Here is a 23,342-nt window from a genome sequence, read left to right as displayed (position 1 = left end):
GCTTGGCCCGGAGCGCAATCATCCGCGCCACGCTCCTGCATGTTGCCCAGCCCACAACCCTGTCGCCAGGCATCCAGTCAGCAGATAGCCGCCAGTGGGCGCCTCCCAATCCAGCATCTCTCCGGCCACGAAGATCCCTGGGACGGCCCGCAGCATCAAACCGTCATCCACCGCAGCCCGCGTCACCCCACCACCCGTGGAAATCGCCTCGTCCAAAGGCCTCGGACCCGCCAGCGGCAGCTCCAGGCCCTTCAGCCGCAAGGCCAGAGCTTCCCCTTCGGGGAGGGGGCGTGCCAGCTCATTCACCAACGCCATCCGCGCGCCTTCCAAGCCGAGAGCCTTGCGCAGTTGGTTGGTCAGGCTTGCCTTTCCTCTTGGGCGGGCCAAACGGTCCGCCAGCGCGTCCTCGGACAGATTCGGGAATAGATCCAGGACCAGCGCCGCGCCTTCGCGCAGTTCCCGGTAAAGTGCATAGATCCCGCCACCTTCCACGCCACGCGCGGATATGACGAACTCTGCCCGAACGCTCCGAGTCCCGGCGGACAGGGCACAGCCCTTAACCGGTGCCCCGAACCAGCGCGCCATATGCGGGGACCACGCCACCTGGAACCCCATATTCGCCGGGACAATCGGCGCAATCTCTGCGCCTGCCTCTTTCAGCCAGGGCACCCAGGCCGCATCCGACCCAAGCCGTGCCCAGGACCCGCCACCAAGCGCAAGCACCGTGACCGCGGCCTGAACCCGCCGTTCCCCCTGTGGCGTGTCGAAACTCAGGGCATTATCTGCGAAGCCTGTCCAGCGCCACCTGAGTCGCATTTGCGCACCAATCCGCCCAAGCAGTCCCCGTAACAATGGCGATGCCTTCATCGCCTTCGGGAAGACCCGCCCCGACGATCCGGTAAAAACGGGCTGCTCCAGCCCCTCGGCCCAGTCTTTCACGGCGTCCGGCCCAAATGCCCGCAGCATCGGATCCAGCCAATCGGCAGCCTCGCCATAGGCTTCTAGGAACCGATCAATCGGTTCATCCTTGGTCAGGTTCAGCCCCGACTTTCCCGCCATAAGCAACTTGCGCCCCGCGGATGGTTTGGCCTCCATCACCACAACGGACCGGCCAGAGCGCGCCATCGCTTCGGCGGCCATCAGCCCCGCTGGCCCCGCTCCGATCACAACTGCGTCCAGTCTCTCAGCCTGCATCCGCCCCTTGCCTCGCCCTGATTTTGCACCATCCTAAAGGGCGGCGCAGCGCAGGACCACAACAGACATGGATGACCACCCGATCTGCCCCCTCTGCGGCCGCCCGATCCCGCCTCGGGCAAGGCAAAGTCTCCATCACCTGATCCCCCGCCTGCGTGGCGGCAAAGGTGGGCCCACGGTCCTGCTCCACCAGATCTGCCATAACGAGATTCACGCAACCCTCTCGGAAACGGACCTCGCGCGCGAGTTCAACACGATCGAGGCGCTCAAGGCTCATCCAAGATTGCAGAACTTCATTGCCTGGGTCCGGAAACGCCCCGCCGACTTCCACTCCAAGACCCCCGGCGCCAGGCGTGGTTGGAAACGACGATAGGCTCACCCTTTCGTCATGGCATGGTCTCCTCTGAGACGTGCCGCCTGGCGACAGGGCCAGAACCCTCCTTCGCGGCCCGGAACGGGCCGCGCGGGTCGACGCCGAAGGCGGCGAAACCGGTCAGATCATCCACACATCGCTTTGATCTGGCGCAAAACGTCCGGTTTTCCCTCCAACGACGCCTGTGCCAGATCCCGAGCCACCCCGATCAGGTCTTCCGCCGGCACCACACGCTCGACCAGACCCCATGAAAGCGCCTCTTCCGCCCCGATCTTCTGGCTGGCCAATAGGATCATCTTGGCGCGCGCGGGCCCCAACAGCGACACAAGGCGCCCAGGATCGGAGGGCTGCGGCAAATAACCAAGCCGCGCCACCGGGTAAAAGAACTTCGCCCCCGGCACCGCAATGCGAATGTCGCAGGCCAGCGCCATGCCAAAAGCCCCACCCGCGAGCGTTCCGTTCAAGGCAGCGATGGTCACACAGGGCAGAGCAGCGATCGCACTTGACACTCTTTCCCAAAGTGGTGACACGGCCAACCCCGCCTTTGCCGCGTCCAGATCGGCACCTGCTGAAAACACCCGGTCGCCTGCGCCGGTCAGCACAAGGGCCCGCAACCTGTCGTCTCCAGCACCTTCTTCGGCGATCTCCGCCAACCGCTCCAGCATCTCGGCAGTCAGGGAGTTGGCCTTGTCAGGCCGGTTCAGCGTGATGGTCCACAGCCCGCCGTCCTTGGTCAGATCAATCACGCGATCACCCCGATCCGGCGGCGAATGCTATCATCACGCAGGGATATCTCTTCGCCCATGAATGCGTCTGCATCAGATCCGCACATCCACAAAAGGCACTTTGCAGGCCAATCCGCGGGGATGTGATCCTCCCAGTTCAGCTCGCTGACCGGGTTGACACCACTGGCCTTGATTTCTCGCTGCATCTGGGTCGCAACCGTGCCCGGTGACAAGCCGATGGCCCGTATACCTTGCGCCGCCCCTTCCTTATGGGCGCATTTGGTCAACATCGCGACGCCAGCTTTCGACGTGCAATAATGGCTCCACCCGTCCAACGCGTTGTGAGCGGCACCTGAACTGATGGTCAGGATGGACCCGCCACCACCCGCAACCATCACCGGCATTGCGGCGCGCATCCCGTAGTAAACGCCCTTGAGGTTGATATCTATGACATGCCCCCACGCATCGGGGTCAGAGCCCATCATGTCAGAGATGGGCTCAATCACACCTGCATTGTTGATCAGGATATCAAGCCCGCCGAACGCCTCGACACAGGCATTCACAGCGGCCTCGACCTGCCAGTAGCGGCTCACATCGCAGGGAATGGCCAGGGCCGCCTCGCCAATCTCACCTGCGATCTGAGCAATCTCGTCACGAGATCGCGCCAGCAGGCAGACTTTGGCGCCCTCTTCCGCGAAAAGCCGCGCAGCTGCTTCGCCGATCCCTCGGCTTGCCCCGGTAATCATTGCCACCTTGCCGTCTAAACTGCCCATATCCGCAATCTCCCGCCGAAAAACCGTTGAAATCCAAGGTCGTCATATCCAGACCTTGACGCCCGCCCTTGCGAGGCGGACATTCTTATCAGCAATTCACATTTGGAAGGTCGTTATGTCAAAGATGAAATCCCTTTCGCTCAGCTTGTCTACCGCCGCGTTGCTGGCAGCCACCCCCGCCATGGCCGACATCAATGCCGAACAGCTTTGGGCGATCTGGCAGGAACAGGCCACCGAATTCGGCTACACCCTGACAGCGCAGGCAACCCCCAATGGCAGCGGCCTGACGCTGACCAACATCACCAGCACCATGATGATTGAAGACGTGTCAGTTTCCGGCACCATCCCGCAGGTCACGCTGACCAACCAGGCCGACGGATCCGTCATCATTTCAGCAGCTGATTCCATGACGTATTCCATCACCGGTTTTGACGATGCGGACGCGCCGGATGCCGTGAACATTCAGCTCAGCCTTCAGGGTCTCGGCGGCTTTGCCACGGGCAGCCCGGAAATGATGACGCTGAACAGCGGGTTCGAACGTGTAACCGTTGAAAGCATTGATTTCGTCGGCGGCGATCCGTCCGAGATCCCTGAAATCATCCACAACATCTCGCTCGACGGCTATGGCGCCAGCGCGACCTATGATTTCACCAATCCTGCAATGCTCGGTTTCACCTCCAGCGGCACACTTTCCGGGCTGACCTTCGACGTCGAGATGTTCGAGCCCGCCAGCGGCGCAGAACCCGAACTGGTGCCTGCCCCGCAACCCAATATGCCCGCCCCGGGCAAGGTCGTGACCCCCGCCGCGCCTCAGCCCACCCCGTTGCCAGCCCCGACAGGCGGTCGTGGTGACGGACATCTGAACCTATCCATTGCCCTTGCAGGAATGGAAAGCACCAGCACCGGGACCATGCCGCGTGGCATCGACTGGATGACTATTGATACCTTCCCCGCAGGCTTCTCGATCAGCGGCGATGCCACCTACAACTCAGCTTCGGCTGGCTTCATGTTCGTGGACACCTACGAGAACGTAGATTTTTCGGCGTCGAACACTGGCGGATCGATCGGCTTCGGGGTGTCTGAGGAAAACCTCCGCTATGCGCTTGCAGCCACGGGAGTGACCCTCAACCTCGCCACAAATGAGATGCCCTTCCCCGTTGCTGCATCGGCAGATTCCACGGCCCTGTCCATCGACATGCCGTTGGCGCAATCGGCCACCCCGTCGCCGTTCTCGGCCACGATTGCCTATCAGGGCGTCGCGGTGGAAGAATCGCTTTGGGCGATGGTTGACCCGGGCCAAGCCATTCCGCGCACACCTGCGACGGTCATCGTAGACCTGTCAGGCACCGTGCAGCTGTTCGTCGATCTGATGATGATCGACCCTGAAAGCATGATGGCCCCTCCGGGTGAACTGCGGGATCTGACACTGAACAATCTGCAAGTGTCCTTTGGTGGGGCAGAGTTGACCGGATCAGGCGATGTCGACTTCGCCCCTGGCCAGATGATCCCGATGCCGGTTGGCGCCGTGAACCTCAGCCTGACCGGTGCGAATACCCTGATCCAGTCGCTGTCCGAAGGCGGTCTGCTTCCGCCGCAGCAGGCAGGCATGGCGCGCGGGATGCTGGGAATGTTCGCCATCCCCGGCGCAAGCCCCGACAGCTACACCTCGACCGTCGAGTTCCTTCCGGGCGGAGGCATCACCGCGAACGGCGTGCCGCTGCAATAAGCACGACACTGCAAGAATCCACCCTCGGGCTGCCTCTCGCAGTCCGGGGGTTTTTTCTTGCCACCTTGTGCGTCTGACAACAGGGCACTAGGTCTGGAACTCAGTTCTTGCATAGGATGACCGGACCATGACGCAGACCCCCGAAACCCTCGCCCATGCCCTTCTGGACGCCGCCCGCAGGGCCGGGGCCGATGCGGCGGATGCGATTGCGGTGCAGGGCACGTCGCTGTCCATTGATGTGCTGAATGGCGCGTTGGAACATGCCGAACGCTCTGATGGCGTGGAAATTGGTCTGCGGGTCCTGATGGGACAACGGCAAGCCTGTGTGTCGGCCTCGGACATCCGTCCTGAAACCATGCAGGAAATGGCAGAGCGCGCCGTTGCCATGGCCCGGCTCGCACCCGAGGATCCGAACATCGGCTTGGCCGAACCTTCTCAGCTGGCCTCAGGCTGGGACATTGCGGCCCTCGATATGATCGACCCGTCACCAGAGCCCGATCCCGCCGATCTGGAAGCCCGCGCGCTGGAAGCCGAGGCCGCTGCACTGGCCGTGGATGGCGTCAGCCAGGTCCAGTCCACCAGCGCCGGATATGGACGCCGCACCCGCCACATCGCCGCGACGAACGGCTTTTCCGGCGGCTATACGCGCACCGATCATGGCCTGTCCTGTGTTGCCATCACTGGCGAAGGGCTGGGAATGGAACGCGATTACTTTGGCGATATGCGGATGCACCGTTCCGACATGATACCCCCGGCAGAGGTCGGCCGCATCGCCGCCGAACGCACTGTCGCCCGCAAAGGCGCGCGTAAACCCGCGACCGGGGCCTTTCCGGTGCTGTTCGATGAACGCGTGTCCTCGTCGCTGATCGGGCACCTGTTACAGGCCGCCAACGGCTCTGCCATCGCGCGCGGCGCGTCCTGGCTGCGGGACGCGCTTGGCGAACAGGTGCTGCCTGAGGGGCTGTCGCTGATTGAACAACCGCTGCGCCCCCGCGCCAGTGGATCGCGCCCGTTCGACGCCGAGGGCCTGCCCACGGCAGAGCGCGCCATCATCGACCAGGGCGTACTGACTGGCTGGACACTGGACCTTGCCACCGCCCGCAAACTGGGCCTGCAATCGACGGGTAACGCCGCACGCGGCACCTCGTCTCCGCCTTCGCCCTCAGTGTCCAACGTTGCGCTAACTCAGGGCACAGCCAGCCGCGAAGATCTGCTGCGCGACATGGGCACCGGCCTGCTGATCACCTCGATGATCGGCAGTTCCATCAACCCAAACACGGGCGACTATTCCCGTGGCGCATCCGGTTTTTGGGTGGAAAACGGCGAACTGGCCTATCCAGTCAACGAATGCACCGTCGCGGGCAACCTGCGCGACATGCTGCGTACAATCGTGCCCGCCAATGACGCCCGCACGCATTTAAGTCACGTTGTGCCATCGCTTCTGGTCGAGGGACTGACGCTTGCCGGGGCCTGATCTTACCCTTCTGATCGACGCGGCACTGGACGCGGGCCGGATCGCCGAACGCCACTGGACACGTGATCCGCAGATCTGGGACAAGCCGGGCGGCCACGGTCCCGTGACCGAGGCTGATCTGGAAATTGACGCCATGCTGCGTGAAAACCTGACCACCGCGCGACCCGGCTATGGCTGGCTGTCCGAGGAAACCGAGGACGGAGCGGATCGGCTGTCACGCGATCACGTCTTCATCGTCGATCCTATCGACGGCACGCGGTCTTTCATCGACGGGCAAAAGAACTTCGCCCACTCCCTTGCCATCACCCGTCAAGGGCTGGTGACGGCAGCGGTGGTGTATCTGCCGTTGCTGGACCGGATGTTCACGGCAGAGCTCGGGAAAGGGGCGGCGCTGAACGGCGCACCCCTCTTGGCGTCGCGTACAAGCGAAGAGCCTCAGGCCACTGTTTTGGCCTCTCGTCCGAATTTCCGGCCGGATCACTGGCCGGGGGGCGTGCCCACGGTTCGCCGAAGCTTCCGTCCCTCGCTTGCCTATCGGCTGGCGCTTGTCGGACAGGGCCGCTTCGATGGCATGATCACCTTCCGCGACAGCTGGGAATGGGATATCGCCGCGGGCGCCCTGATCGTGTCCGAGGCCGGGGGGCGAATTTCAGACCGGGACAATCGGCCACTGAGCTTCAACAACCCACACCCGCTGCTGCCCGGCGTGATTGCGGCCAACCAGCCGATCCACGCAGCCTTGATGGCGCGCCGTCAACCGATCTGAGCCCCTGAAACGCAAACACCCGCCCGGATGGGACCGGACGGGCGTTCGTATTCGGTATCAGGCTGCGTTTAGCGGCGGATGCCGAGACGCTGGATCAGGCTCTGGTAACGAGCTTCATCCTTGGCCTTGGTGTAGTCCAGCAGCTTACGACGCTGAGCAACCATCATCAGAAGACCACGGCGAGAGTGGTTGTCCTTCTTGTGGCTTTTGAAGTGCTCGGTCAGCGTGTTGATGCGGCTGGTGAGAATCGCGACCTGCACTTCGGGCGAACCGGTGTCGCCTTCTTTGGTTGCGAATTCCGCGATCAAGCGGGCTTTTTCTTCGGCAGTGATCGACATCGGGGTCTCCTTTTCAGGTTCAAAGTGGACGGCGCAGGCCGGGATGTCGTCCAGCAAGGCCCGTGGAGAGTCATCACCCCGTCAGGGGCGATTGCGGGCGTATAGGGGATATTCTCTACAAAGGGAACCCCCCTTTTCCCCTTCCAAATAAGGCAATTCTGCCGGGATTGGGGCAGTTGGGCATTAACCAACTGAGTAAGATTTTATTGAGCTTTTTATCAAAGACTCTGAACATAGGGACAGCAAAAGGCGCTTCATTCACGGTTCGGAAACAGCGCCACATTTATTCCACAGGAAAACCTTGTGGTGGCCGGTAAATGACCCAACGACCGGCGCAGGATCATCGTCAACTATATGAAAAGGCTCAACCCCCGGGGCCCTTCGTTGAGGCAAAAGGAACGAAAATGATTGCAGCGGGTGGAGTAATGTTGCTGATGCTTCTCGGGTTCGCGCTCGAGGGGCTGTTTTCCAGCGACGATGACCAGAACAGCACAGGCGCAGGATCAGACGCGTCGGACGATGGCCGCGGCGATGGCGGCTATGACGCGTCCGTCTATACCTCTGATCTGCATGATCTTCTGTTCGGCACTGACGGCATGGGCAATCCCGGAACATCCTCTGATGAGGGGGCCGGTGAAGCGACCATGGCCGGCGGCAATCTGTTGGATGATCTATTCGGTGATCAAAGCGATCAGTCCGAAGACGATTATCAGACCGACACCAGCCAAGATCCGGAGCCGCAGATTCGATTCGGCACCGCCGGCAGTGATGTTCTGACAGGCGATCTAGGCGACGATGAACTGTACGGCGAAGAAGACGATGATCTTCTGTATGGCGATGACGGCCAGGATACACTCGATGGCGGCGAAGGGGCCGATACGCTGGACGGGGGCGACGATGACGACACTCTGATTCTGGGCGATGGCGATATCGTCACCGGCGGCGAAGGGGCTGATGTGTTCCAGACCCGCGACGATGTTCCCGAAGATGTGCCGATCCTGACTGATTTCATCTCCGGTGTAGATACGATTCTGGTGCGCTACGATGGTGACACCCCGCCTGAAATCACGCTGGAACCGGATGAAGAGATGGGCAGCACTGCTGTCTTCTCTGACGGTGTTCAGATCCTGCAACTGGATGGCACCACTGATGTCACGCTGGATGACGTCGTGCTTGAACAGGAAACGCTGGAACCGACGGACGGCGATGATTCCCTGACCGGCACCGATGACAACGACACAATTGATGGCGGTGCGGGTGAGGACACGATCAACGGTCTTGATGGCAACGATCTGCTGAATGGCGGCACCGGTGACGATATCCTTCGCGGGCGCGCCGGAATGGACGAACTGTTCGGCCAGCAAGGTGCTGACGCCCTGACGGGTGGCGATGGTGGCGATCTGATCTCTGGTGGCACTGAGAACGATCTCGCCTTTGGCAACGAGGGCGATGACACCTTGCTCGGCGACGAAGGCAACGATGAGCTTTACGGCGATCAGGGTGCGGATGTTCTGTCGGGCGGCACCGGCCATGACCTGTTGCATGGTGGCGAAGATGACGACAGCCTGTCCGGAGATGATGGCAACGACCTTCTGTTTGGCGCGGACGGCGACGACGAATTGCAGGGCGGAGAGGGCAACGACTATCTGCTTGGCGGCTTCGGCTCGGATGACATGTCTGGTGGCGACGGCAATGACACGCTCGACGGCACATTCACCAGCGGCGACAGTGATTTCGGTCCTTATGATGAGGACAGCTCCGATACGCTGGTGGGCGGCGATGGCGACGACCACCTGTTCCTTGGGGCGGGTGATCTTGGCATTGGTGGCCTTGGCGCGGACCTGTTTGAAGCCGGCAGCTACATCGAATCCGATGCAGAGGCTGCGATTGTTACCGATTTTGACCCTGACGAAGATCAGATCCAGGTCAGCGTTGATCTTGAAGCCTCGCCAGAACCGACTGTCTCGGTGATAGATTTCGACGACGGCACCGGCGCAAGCATAATGGTGGATGGCACAGTTGTTCTGCACGTAACCGGTGCGCAGGGGCTCGATCCCTCGGCCATCCTGATCCGCGACATTCGCCTGGACGATCTGGCCGAAACTGCCTGACCGGCGGGCTAACCCGCCACAAAATGTGGGCGAACTGTAGTCAGAATGGCTTCGGGCACTTCTTCCATCGCGAAATGACCGGTTCCGTGAATTTCCTCCCCGGTGACGGGCAGATCACACCAAGCTTGCCAGATCGCTTTCGGATCCCCTGTTTTCGCCGGAAACCCGGCGCTGGCCCAGACAAAATGCAGCGGGGCCGCAATCTTGTTGCCCGCGAGCCGGTCGGCCTCATCCAGCGCGCGGTCAATGGTTGCTCCCGCGCGATAATCTGCACACATCGCATGTACCCTCGCCGGGTCCGACGCTTGACGCCGATAGCTGTCCAATCCGGCCCCTTCGAAGGGCGCGAGGCTTCGGCAATGGGTCCAGCTGGATAATGTCCAGTCATAATAGGCCACCGGATCAGCAGCGATCATGCGTTCAGGTACAGGCGCGGGTTGAGCCAGAAATGTCCAGTGATACGCCTTCAGCGCCAGTTCCGCGTTCCATGACGCCCAGAAATCAGCCGTCGGAACCACCTCAATGATCCCGAGCCGATCCACCCGTTCGGGATGATCCAATGCAAGGCGGTAAGTCACCCGGGCACCACGGTCATGGCCAAGGATATGGGCCCTCTCCAGCCCCATGAAATCCATGATCCCAATGATATCCTTTGCCATCTCGCGTTTGGAATAGACGTGGTGGTCCGCGTCATCCGGCGGCGCATCGCTGTCCCCATAGCCGCGCAGATCTGGGATGATCACGTGGAAGTCGCGCGCCAGATCGGGCGCGATTTTGACCCAACACATATGGTTCTGCGGATACCCATGCAGGCAGATCAGCGGCGGCCCTTCCCCTCCCTGATGCACCGACAGGCGAACCCCATTGGTCTCGATAAAGCTTTGCGTGAAACCCGGAATATCCGACATGGCACGGCCCTCCCTCTGCTCACCCTGCGCGCGCAGGCAGGCGAGGTCAACGGGCAGGCCAGGCCTGCGGCTGTGTGGCATAGGCGATGTAAAGCGGGTGGCGTGGATGCCCGGCCTTGGAAAGACCCAGACAATGCAGATCCACCCCTGCCCCGCGCAACAGCACTTCAACTTCCGGACCGCGATTCAGGTGTTCGCCATGAACGCCCCACCCCGCAATGACCGTGTCGGCCCATCCCAATCCATCAAGCAGGAGCCTGTCGTTGTCAGCCCCCACGGGATCAGGCGCGGCGCGCAGAAGGCGCGGGTCGGTTTCCCGCCATGCAAAGATATTCATCACCCGAAACCCGCCAAACCCCAGCACCCGCGCGCGCCGCTCGCAGCGTTCCACGGTGGGATCATTCTGCACCTCGGTCGCCTTTGATGGGTTCAGCATGATGAACAAAACGCGCGGCTCGGCCTCGTCCCAGACCCGGCTGAGCGAATATCGATACCGTTCACAGTCAGAATAGACCGCAACGCTGGCCGCATCGCCCTTTTGATGCGTCCGGATGATCACAGGTTGAAAACGCGGGACGGATGAACCTCGCCGCCGCGATAGATGCCAACGGCCACAGGAGCGCCCTTGTAAGACACCCAGACCTCCTCGCCATATTCGGCGGTGCCCAGAACCTGCCCCGGGTTGCCGTTTTTAAGCCGGGCAAACCCCAGATCATTGGCGCGCAGTTCCGGCAAATCATCAAGCCCAACCTGCAAGGGCAGCAGATGCGCGTCGAGCTCGGGGTCTTTGGCCCCCTCCTCGATCAACGAGAATGCCACCGCATCTTCAACATCGAAAGGCCCTGACCAGACGCGGCGCAACTGCTGGACATGGCCCAGGCAGCCAAGCACCTCACCCAGATCTCGCGCGATCGAGCGGACATAGCCGCCCTTTCCGCAGACCATCTCCAACTCGACATGATCGGCATCAGGACGGGACAGCAGGGTCAGGCTTTCCACATACAGGGGCCGCGCGGCGATCTCGAATTCTTCGTCATCGCGCGCCAGTTTATAGGCGCGTTCCCCGTCGATCTTCACGGCGGAAAACTTCGGCGGCACTTGCATGATGTCGCCTTCAAACCCCTTCAGAGCCTCAATAATCTGATCATCCGTCGGCCGCAGGTCGCTTGTCTGGACCACCTCGCCCTCGGCATCATCGGTATTGGTCGCGGCCCCAAATGTGACGGTAAAGACATAGGCCTTCATGGCGTCGGTGATATAGGGCACAGTCTTGGTCGCCTCACCCAAAGCCACCGCCAACACCCCCGTGGCATCCGGGTCCAAAGTGCCCGCATGGCCTGCCTTCTTCGCATCGAATGCCCAACGAACCTTGTTGACCACGGCGGTCGAGGTCAGCCCGGCGGGCTTGTCCACCACCAGCCAGCCGTGAATGTCGCGTCCCTTGCGCTTGCGCCCCATGCCGTGGGCCTCCGTTCAAACCGTCCCAGAAAGGCGATGCTGCTAGAGGGACTTGCCCGCCTCGTCAACAACCGTCCCAAGGATGGGGCCCAGTTGAAACCCGAAATCGTCGCGACCCAAGTCAGGCGCATAAAGCCGCGACACCCGTCCATCGAGGTAGAGCGCATTGGGCGTTCCCAGATGATCGCGGAAGAGCCGCCCGAAATGGTCGAAATTCACCGCCCGGTCTGAAATCGCGAAAATCGCACGGGTACCCGTCGCATCGACCCCAACCCCGTTGCGAATGTTGAGCGATGTGCTGTCGGGCAAAAACCGCGGATGCAGTGCTCCGTCGATCACCAGCATCGGCCCCGATTGGGTGGCGTAGCGGCAGTCAGGCGGGTTCGCCGCATAAGCGCGACTTTCAATGACCTGCGCGCGGCCATCCTGGATGCAGAACACCCCATTTGGCAGCAGTCCGAAGTTGCCTGGACCGTCCGAGGTGATGATCCTCATCTCCTGCTGGCCATCCTCGATATAGAGCCCCACGGGCCGCCTGTCGTCATGGAACATGCCCGCATTCACGGCAAATCCGAGCCGCTGACCGGAAGCAAGGCTGCCCTCCACACGAGAGAAATTGCCCAGGATGTTGCCCGCATCGTCGCGCAGGAACAGTCTCAGATCCTCGCGGCTAAGGTCCACCTCGCAGATGGTAAAATCGGACCCGTCAAACTGGTCCTGCCGGCATTCGGTTGCCTGCGCCGAAGGGGCGGCCAACATCATCAGCGAGAGGATCAGCGCACGCATCTTATTCCTCGTCGCCATCCTCGGACCGGTCCAGATCCTGCCGCACCTTGTCTTGGTTAAACAGCGCGCGAGTCTCATCCATCTTGTCGAAGGTCTCATCAATCAGGAACCGGAAGTCAGGCGCGTATTTCAGGTTCATCTTCTTGGTGATCATCCGGCGCAGTTCGCCCTTGTTGCGCTTCAGCGCTTGAATGGCCTCCTGCCGCTGGCCGCCGCCAAGGGGCAGCACGTAGACGGTTGCAATCTTCAAATCGGGCGAGGTCCGCACTTCGCTGACTGTGATCGACATGGCGTTCAGTTCAGGGTCGTGAATATCCCCCTGCATCAGCACATCCGACAGGGTACGCCGTATCAGTTCGCCTACCCGCAACTGCCGCTGCGAGGGCCCCGGTCCGTCGTGAAACTTGTTCTTAGCCATAGCATCATCCTTTCCTCCCCACTTATGGGATCACCCGTTCACCCGCAAGCAACGGCTTTAACCCGCGTGCCGGGTGCGATAGAGCGATGGCAGGAATATGCCAAAGGATCGAGACCATGCAGGGCAGCACCGGAATCGCAGTAATGGGCGCATCAGGCCGAATGGGGCAGATGCTGATCAAACTGGTGAATGACAGCGATGCAGCGCATCTGGTCGCGGTGACAGAGCGAGCGGGCCATGACTGGTCAGGACGCGATCTGGGGGAATGCATGGGGGGGGCGGCGACTGGCGTCATTGTCCATGCCGACCCAATTGACGCGATTGTCAATGCGCAGGCCGTGATCGACTTCACCTCGCCCGACGCCACAGTGGCGCACGCCCAACTGACCGCGCAGGCCCGCTGCGTGCATGTGATCGGCACCACTGGGATGGATGACAGCCATGACCAGGCCCTGACCCATGCCAGCCGCCATGCGACGATTATCCAGGCCGGCAACATGAGCCTCGGCGTAAACCTTCTGGTGCAGATCACCAAGCAGGTTGCCGCCGCGCTTGACGAAGATTTCGATATCGAGGTGATCGAGGCCCATCACCACCACAAGGTCGACGCCCCCTCCGGCACTGCCCTGATGCTGGGCCAGGCCGCAGCGGATGGCCGGGGCATCGACCTCAATGTCGCAAAGGACTCGGGCCGCGACGGTATCACCGGTGCCCGCCAGCGCGGCCATATCGGTTTCTCCGCCATTCGCGGCGGTGATATTGTGGGCGAACATGACGTGCTTTTCGCCGGTCAGGGCGAACGGATCGTGCTGCGCCATGTCGCCACGGATCGCGCCATCTTCGCGCGCGGCGCCCTCAAGGCCGCGCTCTGGGGCCAGGGCAAAGGCCCCGGGCGCTTCGACATGCTCGATGTCCTTGGTATGCGCTAAGCCCTTCTTCTTGGTCTAAATACTCCCGCCGGAGGCATCCCGAACCCGCAACGCGCGCTGCATTCGAGGCAGGGTCACCACCGTCTAAGATTTCCCGTGGCAACACGCCCTGCCGATGCCCCCGCGACGCGGGGGTTGAGAAGGGGCGTTCCCCGGTCGACGCGCGTGCGCGGCGAAACTCTCAAAAATCGACCGCGATGCCCTTCTTTTCCCAATCGCCATAGCGAACCGGTTCCGGGCCGTCGCGCCCACCCAGTTCGATTGGCAGGTCCAGCGCTTTCGCCGCCTTGCGCCGCTCCTCGGCCTCGGCCAGCGCGCGCTGTGCGGCGGGTGGCAGGTCGGTACGGGGCTTGGCGATGTCGTCGGACATGGGTCGCGATCCTTGTGCGGTCTGAGCCTTTGATATACCCCGCGCGGGTTGAGTGACAAGAGGACCACCCATGTCAGATACTGGCTCAGATACCGGCCTTACCGCCCGCCGTGCGGCATTGGACCACCTGCGTGCGGTGATGATGGATAATCGGATGATGTCCCATCAGCCGACGCCACCGGGCCTGTCACCGCAGGATGTCGCCCGAGCCCAGCGCCTGGCGCTGACGGTCATGCGCCACATGGGCCGGATCGACGCCGTTCTGCGCCCCTATCTGACCCGACGCCCGACACTAGCGGTGCAGAACCTGCTGCGCCTTGGCGCCGCTGAACTGCTGGTGGACGGGTCCGAACCCCATGGCGTCGTCGCCTCGCTGGTTGAAATCGCCAAGCGCCACCCCAGCTGGTCCCGCGCCTCTGGCATGGTGAATGCTGTGCTGCGCAAGCTGGACGCCGAAGGGCGAGAGTCGTGGGCGAAGACACCCCCGCAAGCGCTGCCGATCTGGCTGCGCAAACCTCTGCACAAGGCCTATGGGGTTGATGCCGTCGCCGCCATCGAAGCCGCACATGAACGCCCCGCGCCCCTCGACATCACACCGAAACCCGGCGTCACCATCGACGGGGCAGAGACTCTGCCGACCGGCTCGTTCCGGCTGATGCAAGCACAGGTCACCGCCCTGCCCGGCTATGACACCGGCGACTGGTGGGTGCAGGACGCCGCCGCCGCGCTGCCCGTGAAACTGCTTGGGGACGTCACCGGCCAGCGCGTGCTCGACCTGTGCGCCGCACCCGGAGGAAAAACCATGCAGCTGGCCGCAGCCGGGGCCGATGTGACGGCGCTGGACCTTTCTGGCCCGCGCCTGAAACGCGTCGAGGAAAATCTTGCCCGCACTGGCCTGTCGGCCACCCTCGTGACCGCCGACGCACTGACCTACGAGGCGGAGCCATTTGATGCCATCCTGCTCGACGCGCCCTGTTCCGCAACCGGCACTATCCGCCGCCACCCTGATCTGCCTTTCGTCAAAACCTCCGCAGAAGTCGAATCACTCACCCGGCTGCAAATGCAGATGATCGACCATGCGCTAGGCCTGCTCAAACCTGGCGGGAAATTGGTGTACTGCACTTGCTCACTTCTGCCCAATGAGGGTGAGAATCAGGTCAAAGCCGCGCTGAAACGCCATGCAAATCTGACGATTATCCCCGTCGATCCAACGCCTCTTGGCGGTGATACAGCTTGGGCCAGCCCCGAAGGCGGGTTGCGTCTGCGGCCCGATTTCTGGGCGGAAAAAGGTGGCATGGACGGGTTCTACATGGCCCTTTTGAAACGCGCCTGATCCCTGCTATCCTTGCGGCCACAAAAACAAGAGCAGCCCGCAACCGATGTCAGAAGCCCTCTCCCCCGCCCCGGTCGCGCTCCGCGAGCGCCCCGGACGGCTCAGCCGGTTCGCCAACCGGTGGGCGGCGTGGCGGGCTGGCTTTGCGCCAAAGCCCAAGGGCTTTACCTCGCAACCGGAGCCGCGGTTAATTGGGTCGGATGCGCGCGGGCGGCAGTTGATGGCCGGAAACCTGCTCTTCGCGGGCGTTCTTGTGCAAATGCCCAAGGATCTGCCTTGGGTACTTTCACCGCCCTCCGACGCGTTCGAGGATGAACTGCACGGCTTCGAGTGGCTCGATCATCTGGCCGCTGTACCCGACGGATCAGCAAGACCGATGGCGCAGGACTGGCTGGCCGGATGGCTGACACGCTACGGCACAGGCAAGGGGCCGGGCTGGGTGCCTGACCTGGTGGGCCGCAGGCAAATTCGCTGGATCAGCCACGCTCTTTTTCTCATGAACGGGCAGGAGGCCAGCGAAACCCGCGCTTTCTATGCGGCCCTCGGTCGGCAGGCGGATTTCCTTGCACGACGCTGGCGCAGCACATCGCACGGGTTGCCGCGATTCGAGGCGCTGACCGGCCTGATCTATTCGGCCTGTTCGCTCATTGGTGTGGCCCATCACCTGAAACCGGCGCTAAAGGCGCTGGCGCAGGAATGCGCAAGAGAGATTGACGCATCGGGTGGGATCGTCACCCGCAACCCTGAAGAACTTTTGCAGGTCTTCACCCTGTTGACCTGGACCGCCGCCGTTCTGGCAGAATCGGGCAAAAGCCCCGACCCCGCCGTCAACACTGCCATCATGCGCATCGCCCCCACCCTGCGCAGCCTGCGCCATGCTGATGGTGGGCTTGCCCGGTTTCAGGGTGGTGGACGTGGCCAATCGGGGCGGTTGGATCACGCCCTGGCGCAATCTGGCGTGCGGCCAGCCACCGTTTCCGGCCTTGCCATGGGGTATGCGCGGCTATCTGGTGGGCGCACTTCTGTCGTGGTCGACGCGGCCCCGCCGATGATGGGACCCTCGGCGTTCAACGCCCATGCTTCCACACTGGCGTTTGAGCTGACCTCGGGCCACCGCCCTGTCATCGTCAATTGTGGCTCTGGTGCCGGGTTCGGGGCCGACTGGCGGCGCGCGGGCCGGGCAACCCCATCACATTCCACCCTGTCTATCGAGGGATACTCCTCGGCCCGGCTTGGTCCTCGTTCCGCATATCATGGCGTCGTGAAACAGGCGCTTCTGGAAGGCCCAGAAAAAGTCGAAATGCAGGAGAGCGACACCGGGGCGTCCCGGTCCATCGCCTTTTCCCATGACGGCTATCGCCGTACCCACGGCCTGATTCACCTGCGCAGTCTCAGCCTGGAAAATGACGGGCGGTTGCTACGGGGTGAGGACGGGCTCGCAGCTCTGACCGACAAAGACCGCGACACCCTGGATCGGGTTATGGCGCGCCTGCCCCTTGATGGCATCCCCTTCACCGTCCGTTTCCACCTGCACCCGGATGTAGAGGCCGAACTGGATCTTGGTGGTGCTGCGGTATCGTTGACCCTGCGGGGCGGAGAGATCTGGGTTTTCCGCCACGGTGGAGAGGCCGAATTGACCCTGGAGCGAAGCGTTTATCTGGAATCTGGCAGATTAAAGCCACGCGCGACAAAACAGATCGTTCTATCTTCCCGCGTAACCGATTATGGCAGCGCCGTAAGCTGGAGCCTCGCCAAACCCACCGACGCCCCGCGCACACCGCGTGCGCCTGCGTCCGATGTGCTCCGGTTGTGACAAGACACAGGAGACACCATGACCAACCTCGTGCCGCTGCGCCGCGCCCTGCTTTCCGTATCCGACAAAACAGGGCTGATCGAGCTTGCCCAGGCCCTCGCTGCGCGCGGGGTTGAATTGCTCTCCACCGGTGGCAGCGCCAAGGCGATGCGCGACGCAGGGCTGGAGGTCAAGGATGTGGCCGATGTCACCGGCTTCCCCGAGATGATGGATGGCCGCGTCAAAACCCTGCACCCCAAGGTCCACGGTGGGTTGCTGGCGCTTCGCGACAACGACGCCCATGTCGCCGCGATGGATGAGCACGGTATCGAGGGCATCGACCTGCTGGTCGTGAACCTCTACCCGTTCGAGGCGACGGTCGCGAAGCGCGCGGACTACGATACCTGCATCGAGAACATCGACATCGGCGGCCCCGCGATGATCCGCGCGGCAGCCAAGAACCATGCCTTCGTGAACGTGGTGACCGATCCCGAGGACTATGCTGCCCTGCTGGCGCAGCTCGATGAAAACGATGGCGCCACCTCCTACGCCTTCCGCCAGCAACTGGCGCTGACCGCCTACGCCCGCACTGCCGCCTATGATGCCGCCGTATCCGCCTGGATGGCGACAGCCCTGGGTAACGAAGCCCCGCGTCGCCGCGCTTTTGCAGGAACGCTGAAACAGACCCTGCGCTATGGCGAGAACAGCCACCAGAAGGCGGCCTTCTATCTGGACGGTTCTGGTCGCGAAGGCGTGGCCACAGCGGTTCAGCACCAAGGCAAGGAACTGAGCTACAACAACATCAACGACACCGACGCGGCCTTCGAACTGGTGGCCGAGTTCGGCACCGACACGCCTGCCTGCGCGATCATCAAGCACGCCAACCCCTGCGGCGTTGCCGTCGGTGCAACACTGCTCGATGCCTACAAGTCGGCATTCGATTGCGACCGCACCAGCGCTTTTGGCGGGATCGTTTCGCTGAACCAGCCGCTTGACGCTGCAACGGCCGAAGAGATCACCGGCATTTTCACCGAGGTGGTGATTGCACCCGGCGCATCCGATGAAGCGAAAGAGATCTTCGCCGCAAAGAAAAACCTGCGCCTGCTGACCACCAACGGCCTGCCCGATGTCCGCGCAGGCGGTCTGGCCTATCGTCAGGTTGCGGGCGGTTTGCTGGTTCAGGACAAGGATAACGGCTTCGTAGGTATGGATGACCTCAAGGTCGTGACGCAAAAGGCCCCGACCGAAGACCAGATGCGCGACCTGCTGTTTGCATGGAAAGTGGCCAAGCACGTCAAGTCCAATGCCATCGTCTATGTCAAAGACGGCGCCACCGTCGGCGTCGGTGCGGGCCAGATGAGCCGGGTGGACTCTGCCCTTATCGCCGCCAAGAAAGCCGAACGCATGGCCGAGGCGCTTGGCCTTCCGCAGCCCTTGACCATCGGGTCTGCCGTGGCATCAGACGCGTTCTTCCCCTTCCCCGACGGGCTGATGGAAGCCGCTCAGGCGGGGGCCACATGCGTGATCCAGCCCGGCGGTTCGATGCGAGATGATGAAGTGATCGCAGCCGCAGACGAAGCAGGTCTGGCCATGGTCTTCACCGGTATGCGCCACTTCCGCCACTGAGGGGGTTGAAACCTGCTATCCCCCCTTTCATCTTGGTGAAAATACCTCGGGGGGTTCGGGGGGCAGAGCCCCCCGGCGCGACGCGCGGAACGCGCGGCGAAACCTGGCCCCGCAACGCAGCAAGGACCACGACAGATGCGTCTTACCCTTCTCTCCGCGCTTTTCTGGTTCGCACTGGACCAGATCAGCAAATGGGTTGTCCTTTATCGCATGGACCTGCTGAACATCGGCCAGATGGAGGTCTTCCCACCCTATCTGAATTTTCATATGGGCTGGAACACCGGCGTCAATTTCGGGTTGCTGGCCAATGACGCAGATGCCACCCGCTGGCTGCTGGTGGCGCTTGCATTTGTCGTGTCGGCCTGGATCCTGTGGTGGGCGCGGTCGATGCAGCGTCGCGTGGCCTTGCTATCAGCGGGTGCGATTGTCGGTGGGGCCATTGCGAATGGCTTTGACAGAGTCATTTACGGCGCGGTGGCGGACTTTTTGAACACCAGCTGCTGTGGCTTCCATAACCCTTACGCGTTCAACATTGCCGATATTGGCATCTTTGTCGGTGCTCTAGGCTTGCTGATCTTTGCCGATACGAAGAATATGACCCCGTGACGGCGGCGAAAACATGCGCTAAACCGTCCGAGAGGAGAGACTGGATGAGCAGGCTTCGCACGGCAATCAGCTTGGGACTGGTGCTTTTGGCACTTGCGGCATGCGGTCGAAACGACCCGCGGCTTCTGAACCTGCGTGCCGACGGTGCAGGCCCCGATGAATTCGGCATCCTTCCCACCCGACCGCTCCAATTGCCGGACGATCTGCAAAGCCTGCCCACCCCATCGCCCGGCGGTATCAACCGCGCCGACCCGGACCCAGAGGCCGATGTCGCAGAAGCCCTCGGCGGCAACATTGATCGGGCCGGTGGCGGCAGCCAGGGCATGATCAGCTATGTCACGCGTTTTGGCGTCGGACAGGACATCCGAGATACGCTCGCAACCGAGGATCTGGAGTTCCGCCGCCGCAATGACGGGCGTCTCCTGGAACGTATTGCCGCTGTGAATGTCTATCACCGCGCCTATCGCTCCATGTCGCTGGACCGTTACGCGGAACTGGAACGGATGCGCGCTGCGGGTATCCGCACCCCCGCCGCTCCGCCGCAGGAAATCGGCAATATTGACGAGTGATCGCTCTTCCGGGTCACTTCATCGGGGTGGTAGGGGCGACATTGGCAAGGTGGCATGATCCAGGGATATCCCACTGCATGATAGGAGGTGGCCGAGGTCGCCGTGCAAGTGGTTCCTTTCTTCACGTCAGCCATTTTCATCAAGAAGCCTAGTAAAACGGATCGATCCACTCACATCCGCGTCAGCGCGCTTGATGCCGACGCCAAACCCCGTATCTGTTGACGGGACATGTTTTGACTCAAGAGGTTCGTGAATGCTGCGATTTGCGCTGGCCGCCTGTGTGGCCCTGCTGCCCATGGTTCCCGCCCAGGCTTCTGCCACTGAAGTATCGGAATTCACCCTCGACAATGGGCTACATGCGGTTGTCATCGAAGACCACCGCGCCCCGGTGGTGGTTCACATGCTGTGGTATCGCGTCGGAGCGGCGGATGAGCCCCCCGGCCGGTCCGGCATCGCGCATTTTCTAGAGCATCTGATGTTCAAGGCCACCGAAACCCTGGAAAGCGGCGAGTTTTCCGACATCGTCGAGGCCAATGGTGGGTCCGACAATGCCTTTACCAGCTGGGATTACACCGGCTACTTCCAGCGCGTTGCCTCTGATCGCCTTGGCTTGATGATGCAGATGGAAGCCGACCGGATGCGCAACCTGCTGCTGACGGATGATGACATTGCGACAGAGCGCAGCGTGATACTGGAAGAACGCGCACAGCGGACCGATTCAAGTGCCGGTGCGCTTTTCAACGAACAGTTGCGGGCGTCGCTCTATCTTGCTCATCCCTATCGCATTCCGATCGGCGGTTGGCGGCATGAAATCGAGACGCTGGACCGCGAAGACGTGTTTTCCTTTTATCACGACTACTATTCGCCCGATAACGCGATCCTGATCGTCGCGGGGGACGTGACGCCCGAAGAAGTCCGCGCGCTGGCTGAGGAGCATTACGGCCCGCTGGAACCCTCCGGTGTCGAGCCGCGCCAGCGCCCCTCCGATCCGCCTCAGATCGCCGACCGGCGCATCTACTACGAAGACCCGCGCGTGTCCGACCCCTACGTGGTCCGCAGCTATATCGCGCCTGAGCGTGACCCCGGCAATCAACGAACCGCCGCTGCCCTGACGTTGCTGTCAAACGTACTGGCAGGATCTGGCGCCACCGCCGTGCTGCCCCGCGTGCTGCAAGTGGAAGAGGCCCGTTCGCTCTACGCCGCTGCCAGCTATTCGGGCACCAATCTGGATGACACGGTCTTTTCGGTGTTCAACGTGCCAGTGCCCGGTGTCTCGCTGGAGGAGGCCGAGGCAGATCTGGATCGCGTTATCGCGCAGTTCCTCGAAGACGGCATCGACCCCGAGCAATTTGCCCGCATCCAGTTCCAGTGGGAAGCCGAGATGATCTATGCGCAGGACGATGTGGGGGATCTTGCCCGCATGTATGGCGTCGGTCTGACTTCTGGCCTGACCGTTCAGGACATTCAGGACTGGCCTGATATCATCGCTTCGATCACGCCAGAGGAGGTGATGGACGCCGCACGGATGATCTTCACCGAAACCACCTCGGTCACCGGCTATCTGACCGCCCCTGGCCTGTGAGGAGACAGCCCATGATCCGCATTATTGCTTTCGTCGCTCTCTTCTTTGCTGCCACCCTTCCCGCTCGTGCGCAGGTGAACATTCAGGAAGTCACCTCGCCCGGTGGCCTGACCGCATGGCTGGTCGAGGATCATTCCATTCCTTTCGTCGCGCTGGACATCCTCTTCGAGGGCGGAACCTCTCTCGACGCGCCCGGAGCCCGCGGTGCGACCTATTTGATGACCGGTCTGCTGGAGGAAGGTGCCGCCGACATGGACAACGCGGAATTTGCCGCCCGGTCTGAGGCGCTTGCCGCCTATTTCGGTTTCGACGCCTACCGCGATTCAATCAACATCACCGCCCGGATGCTGACCCAGAACCGGGACGAAGCCGTTGACTTGCTGCGCGCGGCACTGGTGGAGCCTACGTTCGAGCAATCCGCCATAGACCGGGTTCGCACGCAGGTTCTGTCGATCATCGACAGCAATCAGAACGATCCGTCGGACCTTGCGTCCTCGGCGCTCTATGCTCAGACATTCGGGGATCACCCCTATGGCTCGGACCAGGAGGGCACGGCCGAAAGCGTCCAGGCCCTGACCCGCGACGATCTGATCGCCGCCCATCAGGGCGCTCTTGCCAGAGACCGGGTGCATATCGGTGTGTCGGGCGACATCACGCCCGAGGAACTGGGCCTGTTGCTGGACCGTCTTCTTGGCGATCTGCCCGAAACCGGGGCCGAAATGCCCGGCGACGCGCCCTATAATCTGACCGGTGGCATCACCGTCATCGACTATCCCACACCGCAATCCACGGCCTTCTTCGGTCATGCCGGGATCGAGCGTGATGACCCCGATTTCTTCGCGGCCTATGTGTTGAACCAGATCCTTGGCGGCGGCAATTTCCGGTCCCGCCTGATGCAGGAGGTTCGCGTAGAGCGTGGACTGACCTACGGCATTTCCACCTTCCTTGTTCTGTTTGACCATGGGCCAATGATGCTGGGGCAGTTTTCCTCCTCCAACGATCTGGTGGCAGAGGCCATTGAAGTTCTGCACGACCAATGGGCCGATATGGCCGCCAATGGTGTGAGCGAAGAGGAGCTGGAGGCCGCTCAGACCTACCTGACCGGTGCCTATCCCCTGCGCTTTACCGGCAATGCTACGATTGCTGGCATCCTGTCCGGAATGCAGATCGACGAAATGCCGATCGACTACATCAACACCCGCAACGATCAGGTCATGGCCGTGACGCTGGAAGACATCTCGCGCGTTGCCGCTCGGTTGATGGACCCGGACGGGCTGCATGTGGTGGTGGTTGGCCAGCCCGAGGGGTTGGAAAGCGGGCAATAAATACACCGGCCAAGGCCGCCCCGGAAGATGGGCGGCTTTGGCCACAACCTCTGCCGCGACGTCAAAGCCCATCGCAGTCCGGTCTGTCTGACGTCAGCGCCTATGGGACAGATTTGAGGTTTTCGTAACGGAGGTTTTCTGGTTCATCGCAGCCAATATG

23 protein-coding genes are annotated in these 23,342 nt (G+C 62.0%); 13 read left to right on the top strand and 10 right to left on the bottom strand.

The features are described 5' to 3' along the window. Positions 1 to 18: 18 nt before the first annotated feature. Entirely contained in the window at positions 19 to 1,179 is a 1,161-nt protein-coding gene (locus ACROHD_RS06435; RefSeq protein WP_432676692.1) for a TIGR03862 family flavoprotein, read from the bottom strand. Positions 1,180 to 1,261: 82 nt separating this feature from the next. Here ACROHD_RS06435 and ACROHD_RS06430 point away from each other — a divergent pair, with 82 nt between their 5' ends. Then, on the top strand, positions 1,262 to 1,567 hold the full coding sequence (locus tag ACROHD_RS06430; protein WP_432676554.1) for an HNH endonuclease: 306 nt from the start codon (positions 1,262 to 1,264) through the stop codon (positions 1,565 to 1,567). A 125-nt stretch (positions 1,568 to 1,692) separates the two neighbouring features. On the opposite strand, the gene ACROHD_RS06425 is transcribed toward ACROHD_RS06430, so the two are convergent. Together ACROHD_RS06425 and ACROHD_RS06420 are read right to left on the bottom strand one after the other, a co-directional pair. Next, positions 1,693 to 2,313, bottom strand: coding sequence for an enoyl-CoA hydratase/isomerase family protein (locus ACROHD_RS06425; RefSeq protein ID WP_432676553.1), 621 nt, complete (start codon positions 2,311 to 2,313; stop codon positions 1,693 to 1,695). After that, a complete protein-coding gene (locus ACROHD_RS06420; RefSeq protein WP_432676552.1) occupies positions 2,310 to 3,065 on the bottom strand; it encodes an SDR family oxidoreductase in 756 nt (251 codons plus the stop codon). The genes ACROHD_RS06425 and ACROHD_RS06420 overlap by 4 nt, the downstream gene beginning before the upstream one ends. Positions 3,066 to 3,180: 115 nt before the next feature. Here ACROHD_RS06420 and ACROHD_RS06415 point away from each other — a divergent pair, with 115 nt between their 5' ends. The 3 genes from ACROHD_RS06415 to ACROHD_RS06405 all read left to right on the top strand — a co-directional run bounded on the left by ACROHD_RS06415 (position 3,181) and on the right by ACROHD_RS06405 (position 7,031). Beyond that, entirely contained in the window at positions 3,181 to 4,791 is a 1,611-nt protein-coding gene (locus ACROHD_RS06415) for a DUF2125 domain-containing protein (RefSeq protein ID WP_432676551.1), read from the top strand. A 127-nt stretch (positions 4,792 to 4,918) separates the two neighbouring features. Continuing rightward, on the top strand, positions 4,919 to 6,265 hold the full coding sequence (locus ACROHD_RS06410; RefSeq protein WP_432676550.1) for a TldD/PmbA family protein: 1,347 nt from the start codon (positions 4,919 to 4,921) through the stop codon (positions 6,263 to 6,265). Beyond that, positions 6,252 to 7,031 carry an inositol monophosphatase family protein gene (locus ACROHD_RS06405; RefSeq protein WP_432676549.1) on the top strand — a complete coding sequence of 260 codons (780 nt, stop codon included), beginning with the start codon at positions 6,252 to 6,254 and terminating at the stop codon, positions 7,029 to 7,031. The genes ACROHD_RS06410 and ACROHD_RS06405 overlap by 14 nt, the downstream gene beginning before the upstream one ends. Positions 7,032 to 7,099: 68 nt before the next feature. Here ACROHD_RS06405 and rpsO read toward each other — a convergent pair whose 3' ends face one another. Then, positions 7,100 to 7,369, bottom strand: coding sequence for a 30S ribosomal protein S15 (gene rpsO / locus ACROHD_RS06400; protein ID WP_432676548.1), 270 nt, complete (start codon positions 7,367 to 7,369; stop codon positions 7,100 to 7,102). Positions 7,370 to 7,794: 425 nt separating this feature from the next. On the opposite strand from rpsO, the gene ACROHD_RS06395 reads away from it, so the two are divergent. Continuing rightward, a complete protein-coding gene (locus ACROHD_RS06395) occupies positions 7,795 to 9,480 on the top strand; it encodes a calcium-binding protein (RefSeq protein ID WP_432676547.1) in 1,686 nt (561 codons plus the stop codon). Between the two features lie 8 nt (positions 9,481 to 9,488). Here the strand turns inward: ACROHD_RS06395 and ACROHD_RS06390 are convergent, their stop codons facing one another. The 5 genes from ACROHD_RS06390 to rbfA are packed head-to-tail and all read right to left on the bottom strand — an operon-like array spanning position 9,489 to position 13,050. Further along, a complete protein-coding gene (locus tag ACROHD_RS06390; RefSeq protein ID WP_432676546.1) occupies positions 9,489 to 10,388 on the bottom strand; it encodes an alpha/beta fold hydrolase in 900 nt (299 codons plus the stop codon). Positions 10,389 to 10,434: 46 nt separating this feature from the next. Beyond that, the gene (locus tag ACROHD_RS06385) at positions 10,435 to 10,947 is read right to left on the bottom strand and encodes a DUF1643 domain-containing protein (RefSeq protein ID WP_432676545.1); all 513 of its coding nucleotides are present in this window, start codon (positions 10,945 to 10,947) and stop codon (positions 10,435 to 10,437) included. Continuing rightward, entirely contained in the window at positions 10,944 to 11,846 is a 903-nt protein-coding gene (gene truB / locus ACROHD_RS06380) for a tRNA pseudouridine(55) synthase TruB (protein WP_432676544.1), read from the bottom strand. The genes ACROHD_RS06385 and truB overlap by 4 nt, the downstream gene beginning before the upstream one ends. A gap of 42 nt (positions 11,847 to 11,888) precedes the next feature. Continuing rightward, positions 11,889 to 12,632 (bottom strand): phosphodiester glycosidase family protein, encoded by a 744-nt coding sequence (locus tag ACROHD_RS06375; RefSeq protein WP_432676543.1) that lies wholly within the window; start codon positions 12,630 to 12,632, stop codon positions 11,889 to 11,891. Between the two features lies 1 nt (position 12,633). Next, complete coding sequence (gene rbfA / locus ACROHD_RS06370; protein ID WP_432676542.1) at positions 12,634 to 13,050, bottom strand: 30S ribosome-binding factor RbfA; 417 nt, start codon at positions 13,048 to 13,050, stop codon at positions 12,634 to 12,636. A gap of 116 nt (positions 13,051 to 13,166) precedes the next feature. Here rbfA and dapB point away from each other — a divergent pair, with 116 nt between their 5' ends. Further along, positions 13,167 to 13,979, top strand: a complete 813-nt coding sequence (dapB, locus tag ACROHD_RS06365) for a 4-hydroxy-tetrahydrodipicolinate reductase (RefSeq protein WP_432676541.1) — start codon at positions 13,167 to 13,169, stop codon at positions 13,977 to 13,979. Positions 13,980 to 14,160: 181 nt separating this feature from the next. On the opposite strand, the gene ACROHD_RS06360 is transcribed toward dapB, so the two are convergent. Next, positions 14,161 to 14,349, bottom strand: coding sequence for a DUF1674 domain-containing protein (locus ACROHD_RS06360; RefSeq protein ID WP_432676540.1), 189 nt, complete (start codon positions 14,347 to 14,349; stop codon positions 14,161 to 14,163). Positions 14,350 to 14,419: 70 nt separating this feature from the next. On the opposite strand from ACROHD_RS06360, the gene ACROHD_RS06355 reads away from it, so the two are divergent. The 7 genes from ACROHD_RS06355 (at position 14,420) to ACROHD_RS06325 (ending at position 23,182) form a co-directional block, all read left to right on the top strand. After that, complete coding sequence (locus ACROHD_RS06355; protein WP_432676539.1) at positions 14,420 to 15,682, top strand: RsmB/NOP family class I SAM-dependent RNA methyltransferase; 1,263 nt, start codon at positions 14,420 to 14,422, stop codon at positions 15,680 to 15,682. Between the two features lie 46 nt (positions 15,683 to 15,728). Continuing rightward, positions 15,729 to 17,495: a heparinase II/III family protein gene (locus tag ACROHD_RS06350; RefSeq protein ID WP_432676538.1), complete on the top strand. Its 1,767-nt coding sequence runs from the start codon at positions 15,729 to 15,731 to the stop codon at positions 17,493 to 17,495. A gap of 18 nt (positions 17,496 to 17,513) precedes the next feature. Next, the gene (gene purH, locus ACROHD_RS06345) at positions 17,514 to 19,100 is read left to right on the top strand and encodes a bifunctional phosphoribosylaminoimidazolecarboxamide formyltransferase/IMP cyclohydrolase (RefSeq protein ID WP_432676537.1); all 1,587 of its coding nucleotides are present in this window, start codon (positions 17,514 to 17,516) and stop codon (positions 19,098 to 19,100) included. Positions 19,101 to 19,235: 135 nt separating this feature from the next. Then, positions 19,236 to 19,706 carry a signal peptidase II gene (gene lspA / locus ACROHD_RS06340; RefSeq protein ID WP_432676535.1) on the top strand — a complete coding sequence of 157 codons (471 nt, stop codon included), beginning with the start codon at positions 19,236 to 19,238 and terminating at the stop codon, positions 19,704 to 19,706. A gap of 44 nt (positions 19,707 to 19,750) precedes the next feature. Beyond that, on the top strand, positions 19,751 to 20,275 hold the full coding sequence (locus ACROHD_RS06335) for a DUF3035 domain-containing protein (RefSeq protein ID WP_432676533.1): 525 nt from the start codon (positions 19,751 to 19,753) through the stop codon (positions 20,273 to 20,275). Positions 20,276 to 20,528: 253 nt separating this feature from the next. Continuing rightward, positions 20,529 to 21,857 carry a M16 family metallopeptidase gene (locus ACROHD_RS06330; RefSeq protein WP_432676532.1) on the top strand — a complete coding sequence of 443 codons (1,329 nt, stop codon included), beginning with the start codon at positions 20,529 to 20,531 and terminating at the stop codon, positions 21,855 to 21,857. An 11-nt stretch (positions 21,858 to 21,868) separates the two neighbouring features. After that, positions 21,869 to 23,182 (top strand): M16 family metallopeptidase, encoded by a 1,314-nt coding sequence (locus ACROHD_RS06325; RefSeq protein ID WP_432676531.1) that lies wholly within the window; start codon positions 21,869 to 21,871, stop codon positions 23,180 to 23,182. The last annotated feature ends 160 nt before the right edge of the window (positions 23,183 to 23,342 follow it).

Source organism: Nioella aestuarii, from assembly GCF_050896395.1.
GTDB lineage: Bacteria > Pseudomonadota > Alphaproteobacteria > Rhodobacterales > Rhodobacteraceae > Nioella > Nioella aestuarii.
The sequence above is the reverse complement of the archived record's forward strand: the minus strand, read 5'-3'. Positions and strand labels throughout refer to the sequence as shown.